Origin of the sequence: Microcystis sp. M31BS1 (genome assembly GCF_020245285.1) — a bacterium.
In the GTDB taxonomy this organism is placed as follows: Bacteria; Cyanobacteriota; Cyanobacteriia; order Cyanobacteriales; family Microcystaceae; genus Microcystis; species Microcystis panniformis.
On the sequence record NZ_JADBVE010000051.1, the window covers coordinates 1 to 4,832 of the forward strand.

Annotated in this window: 3 protein-coding genes; all 3 read left to right on the forward strand. The window is 44.6% G+C overall.

Annotation, left to right across the window (positions count from 1 at the left end; translation table 11 throughout):
* The first annotated feature begins 398 nt into the window (after positions 1 to 398).
* The 3 genes from IM509_RS02765 (at position 399) to lpxC (ending at position 4,617) form a co-directional block, all read left to right on the forward strand.
* On the forward strand, positions 399 to 1,277 hold the full coding sequence (locus IM509_RS02765; RefSeq protein WP_002787402.1) for an Hpt domain-containing protein: 879 nt from the start codon (positions 399 to 401) through the stop codon (positions 1,275 to 1,277).
* Between the two features lie 429 nt (positions 1,278 to 1,706).
* Positions 1,707 to 3,692 carry a BamA/TamA family outer membrane protein gene (locus IM509_RS02770; RefSeq protein WP_221634923.1) on the forward strand — a complete coding sequence of 662 codons (1,986 nt, stop codon included), beginning with the start codon at positions 1,707 to 1,709 and terminating at the stop codon, positions 3,690 to 3,692.
* 85 nt (positions 3,693 to 3,777) lie between these two features.
* The gene (gene lpxC / locus IM509_RS02775) at positions 3,778 to 4,617 is read left to right on the forward strand and encodes a UDP-3-O-acyl-N-acetylglucosamine deacetylase (RefSeq protein ID WP_043995723.1); all 840 of its coding nucleotides are present in this window, start codon (positions 3,778 to 3,780) and stop codon (positions 4,615 to 4,617) included.
* Positions 4,618 to 4,832 lie beyond the last annotated feature (215 nt).

A 4,832-nucleotide genomic window follows, 5' to 3' on the forward strand; every position in this document is an offset into this window, starting at 1 on the left:
AATACAGTGAGTTCTTTTCTTCTTCCGTGAATTCTAGGTTAATCATGTTTTTAATGAGTGCTTTGCTTCTAATTATGACTCTTAAACTATATTATTGTCCTTGAGTAAAAAATGCAAGTTGTAGCCGTGCAAAGTATAGTCAACAACTCAGTTTCCTCTTATCAAGAATAATTTCTAGTCAGCTTGCTCCCATCCCCGATTCTTTTCTTAGCTTTTTGCCTGCCGTTGTATCGATCTATTTTAAGCAAGAGAAGCTGAGAACCCTTGTGGGCAGGCTTTTGAACTTAGCTTGTGTCCGTCTGGGCCAGTTTTCCTAGCCATTGCCCCATAACTGATATATTTCCTGAAAAACTGGGCAATCTAGGACTAGACAGCATCGTGATAAGGGGGATAAGACCTTGGACTCCGCTAACGCTCAGAAAATTCTCGGCTATTTCATCGAAGAAGCCAAAGAACACCTGGAAACTTTGGAACAGGGGATTTTAGACTTAGGCAATCTCGTGAACAATACTGAACAGATGAACGAGATGTTTCGTGCCGCCCATTCCATTAAGGGGGGAGCGGCCATGTTAGGTTATGGCAGTATCCAAAAAACTGCTCACCGTCTTGAGGATGCTTTTAAAATACTGAAAGAAAATCCCATACAAGTGGATAAAAAATTAGAATCTTTGTTCCTCAAGGGTTATGATCTGCTTCAGATATTGATCGATAAGCTGTCCGGTCCATTAGGTTTGCAAGCCGAGGAAGCTAACGCTATCCTTAAAAAAGGTGAACCAACTTTTGCCGAATTACAGGCCCATCTTAACTATCTTCTCGACCCCCAAAAATTTACCCCAGCTGTTGCGACAGCGTCTTCTATCTCCATCCGCGTCAGAGATATCCTCAAACAGATGTTACAACTGTTCAAACAGGAAGAAACCAGTGCTTCCCGTCAGCAATTACAAAAGTTAACTTTATCTCTGTCTCAATTGGCTTCAGAACAGCAAAAGTGGCAATATTTAGTTGAAAATGCCGAATCAGCCCTGGCTAACCCCAAACATTCCTACCGCACTCTCGCCCCGGTTATTATTAAAGAATTAAAACAAGCCGGTGATTTACTAGAATGGGGTCGAGGGGAAGAAATCACCGTCAGTCAGGAATTGCAATTATTAGCCGCCGCCAAATTACCACAAATCCTAATTACCCTAGAACCGGAATTAGTAGCTAGTACCCTGCTGCAAATGTTCAATCGCCAACAGGTCTCGCAACTGGTACAGTTATTAAAAACGAGACGTTGACATCTGCCCGGATGTAAAAAGCTGGGGGATTCCCACAAGAATAAACTTAATTGTTTTTAATTTTGGTGAGTTAGGAAGATATGTATTTAATTGTGCGCCAACCGAGTTGGCAATAATCCCAGAGGGTGAATTGGAATAGAGCCAAACCAGAAAAAGCTAAGATATGGCAAGATAAAAACTTAATGCTGACGGCTGACCCATATCAGACCTGATGCAGTATCTCTTGAGTCACCGGTCAAGCTGGGATTTACTGAGAGTAAGCAATCTGCTAGAGTTTTAACGTTCGTTAAATTTCTCGGGCAGAGAAAACAAAAAAACCATAATGGTGTTACTGGGTGTGTGGAAGTGCTTAAAAATCTCAATTTTTCGGGGCGATATTCCTCGCTGGCTCTGCTGCTGGCTATTTTCGGATTATTTCACGGGACGGTAATGGCCGAAGAAGAACCGCAAGAAATGGTTTTTCCCCGCATCGAGCAGATAGTACAGTCGCCTCCTGCGACGGGAGAAACTACGCCACCCGTGGCAGCACCGACGGAAACCCCGACGGAAACCCCAAGCCCTGCAGAAACTCCCACAACAGCCCCACCGGTGCCGGCGGAGGAGTCGCGAGTTTTGGTGTCCGAAGTGGTAGTACAGGGGTCCGATCGAGAATTAGAAAATCTAGTTTATAATACCATTCGCACCCGACCAGGACGAAGCACGACTCGATCGCAATTACAAGAAGATATTAACGCCGTTTTTGCCACGGGCTTTTTTGCCGATGTGCGGGCAGTTCCCCAAGATACGCCCCTAGGGGTGCGAGTCACCTTTGAGGTGCAACCTAACCCCGTTTTTCAGGGTGTACAGATTCAAATTGCCCCGGAAACCATGGACAAATCGATTTTACCTGCCGGGGTGGTCGAGGAAATTTTCGCTAGTCAATACGGCAAAACCCTGAATTTACGGGAATTACAGGCGGGGGTAAAAAAAATCAATGACTGGTACAGTAAAAACGGCTATGATCTGGCCCAGGTAATCGGTGCGCCGCAAGTCACTCCCGATGGTAGGGTGATTTTGGTCATTTCCGAAGGTTTAATCGAAAAAATTCAAGTACGCTACTTTAACGTCGAACAGGAACCAGTCAAGGGTAAAACCAGAGAATTTATCATTACTAGGGAAATGCGCCTAAAAGCGGGGGATATTTTCAACCGCAATACCGCCCAACAGGATTTACAGCGTGTTTTCGGTCTCGGTTTATTCGAGGATGTGCGTCTGTCTTTTTCCCCCGGCAGCGACCCAAGGGAGGTGATTGTTAACGTCGATGTGGTGGAAGGTAATACTGGTTCCCTGGCTGCTGGGGGTGGTATTAGCTCGAATGCGGGCTTATTCGGCACTGTAAGCTATCAACAGCGCAATTTTGGCGGTAATAATCAAACTTTAGGGGCAGAAGTCCAGTTAGGGGAACGGGAATTTTTATTTGATCTGAGTTTTTCCGATCCTTGGATTGCCAAGGATAATTTCCGCACTTCCTACACGGTGAACGTTTTCCGGCGACAGTCGATTTCTCTGGTTTATGATGGGGAGAATTCCTCGATTCGGACGCTTAACGATAATGATAGTCCCCGTATCGTCCGGACGGGTGGTGGTATTACTTTTGTCCGTCCTTTGGCCCCCGATGTGTTTACGAAACCAAAATGGGTGGTTTCCCTAGGCTTTAACTATCAACAGGTACAGGTGCAAAATGCCAATGGTGACATCTCCCCCCTGTCTGCACCTCTCAATGGTTTTGGCAGTCAACAACTGGCTTTTAGTTCCTCTGGGATCGATGATCTACTTTCCCTAAATATTGGCGCTATTCGAGATTTTCGCGACAATCCCCTGCAGCCCACCAGTGGCTCTTTCCTGCGTCTAGGTTTAGAACAAACTATTCCGGTCGGTTCTGGCAGTATTTTCGGCACTCGTGTTCGGGGTAGTTATAGTTACTTTATCCCCGTTCGGTTTATTAATTCCTTTAATCTCTTTGAAACCGATATTTTTAAAGGTCAGCAATCCCTCGCTTTTAATGTGCAAGCAGGGACAGTATTAGGCGATTTACCCCCCTACGATGCTTTTATTGTGGGGGGTAGTAACTCTGTACGGGGTTACGCCGAGGGAGAAGTGGGTAGCGGTCGCAGTTATTTCCAAGCGACGGCCGAATATCGTTTTCCCATTGTCGCAATTATCGGGGGGGCGTTATTTGTCGATTTCGGCACTACTATTGGTTCCCAAGGCGATGTCCCCGGTCAACCCGGGATTGTTCGGGATTTACCCGGTATCGGTCTCGGTTACGGTTTGGGTGTTCGGGTACAATCTCCCGTCGGCCAAATTCGGGTTGACTTCGGTTTTAATGTCGATGGTGGTTCTCGTCTCCATTTCGGTATCGGGGAACGATTCTAATCAGTTATCAGTTATCAGTTATCAGTTATCGATAAATTTAGTTATTTTTGCTGTTCACGGATCAAAGCTTTATTACTTAATAATTATGGTTTCTACTATCGCTAAACAATTTGAATTATCGGGAATTGGACTGCATTCGGGGGAGATAACAAGGGTGCGCGTCTGTGGGGCAAATCCGGGGGAAGGACGTTATTTTGTCCGCAGAGATTTAGCCAATCAACCGATTATTCCCGCTCTAGTTTCTTCGGTTTACCAAACAACTTTATCAACGGAATTGAGACGAGGAGAAGCAAAGGTTAGAACCGTTGAGCATTTATTGGCAGCCTTAACCGCTTTGGGGGTAGAGGATGCTCGCATTGAGGTGGATGGTGCGGAAATTCCCCTCCTTGATGGTTCGGCCAAAATCTGGGTAGAAGCGATCGAAAATGCTGGTTTAGATAACTCTTTTTCTCCATCAGATTTAACTATTTCTCAACCGATTTGGTTGTACGAAGGAGATGCTTTTGTGGCGGCGATTCCTTCCCCTGAATTACGTTTTACCTACGGCATCGATTTTACCTATAAACCGATCGGTAATCAATGGTATAGTTGGAGTCCTGATCGGGAAAGTTTTAGTCAAGCGATCGCATCAGCCCGGACTTTCGGTTTTGCCGATCAAATTGAATATTTACAAAAGGCTGGTTTAATTAAAGGAGGCAGTTTAGAAAATGCTTTAGTCTGCGATCAAAATCAATGGTTAAATCCTCCTTTACGCTTTGATAATGAGCCAGCAAGACATAAATTATTGGACTTAATTGGTGATTTGAGTTTACTGGGAACTATTCCCACCGCTCATTACATGGCTTTTAAAGCCAGTCATAAACTTCACGTTCAATTAGCGATCGCAATCACAAAATACAAGAATGAATGTTCTACCTTAAGTTGATGCAACAACACTCAAATTTTAGATCATCAAACTAAGTGGTCTGTCAAGATGTTATTGACGGATACAATCTTTTTACCCACATTCCGCACCCTAAAGTGTCACATTGAAAATTTTATCTAAATCGTCAAAACGATTGCCGGCTCTGAATTACAGGCTAATTTGTTTGCCCAGCAGATGCACAATTAGCCCTAAAAATCTGATAGCTCTGATACCAA